This is a genomic window from Weissella sp. DD23, from assembly GCF_001579105.1.
GTDB lineage: Bacteria > Bacillota > Bacilli > Lactobacillales > Lactobacillaceae > Weissella > Weissella cibaria.
On record NZ_KQ970433.1, the window covers coordinates 1 to 714 of the forward strand.

A 714-nucleotide genomic window follows, 5' to 3' on the forward strand; every position below is an offset into this window, starting at 1 on the left:
TAAACATCGATGATGGCATTTGACGTACCCAGGCAACTTAATCTCGTGCTAAAATAGCCAGGTCATGTGTTAAAGTACAGACACCAATGATACCTAATAAAAAACGAAAGGAGCGAGCGGCGCGATGAAAGTCTCATATCATGTCAAACAAGGTCATAACCAGATTAGTGATGATCAACGGGCTGTTGAGATTCCAATCGTTTTGGCTGTGATAACGCATGTAATCGATTTATTTGCGCCATTATCAGAAACGGCCTTAAAGTACATTGGCTATTTAGCGATTGCTTTAGTGGCCTTAGCAATCTTTCGCTTCTTAATTACGGTATTTATGTATTGGGCAATGAGTCGGTGGCGTAATAAAAATCCGGATAACTATCAAAACCAAGATTATGTGTTCGAGATAGACAATGGGATGACGCGAGATACACAAACTGAGTACGAGACTATCCTCGTTGAGGCTGAACAGTATTATAAGGCATACAGGGGATTGGTCATCAAAGGTATTGTAGAAATTCTAATTATGTTAGTCATTGTCTTTCTAATTAAATAAATCGTTCTGGGCACAAATCTGCTAAATTAATATTGGCAGATTTGTGCTCCTTTTGTTTTTGTAAAGCATGTCCTTACAAAACTAACATCTAATCTAGACAGAACCCCGGCAAAGTCGCTACAAATTACCTCTATACTAATAAGTGTCGTAGGGGAGAACGTCTC

The 714-nt window shown here is 38.9% G+C and carries 1 protein-coding gene; it reads left to right on the forward strand.

The genetic code is table 11. From position 1 onward, the window contains the following. The first annotated feature begins 124 nt into the window (after nt 1-124). A complete protein-coding gene (locus WEIDD23_RS12085; RefSeq protein ID WP_010374251.1) occupies nt 125-550 on the forward strand; it encodes a hypothetical protein in 426 nt (141 codons plus the stop codon). Nucleotides 551-714 lie beyond the last annotated feature (164 nt).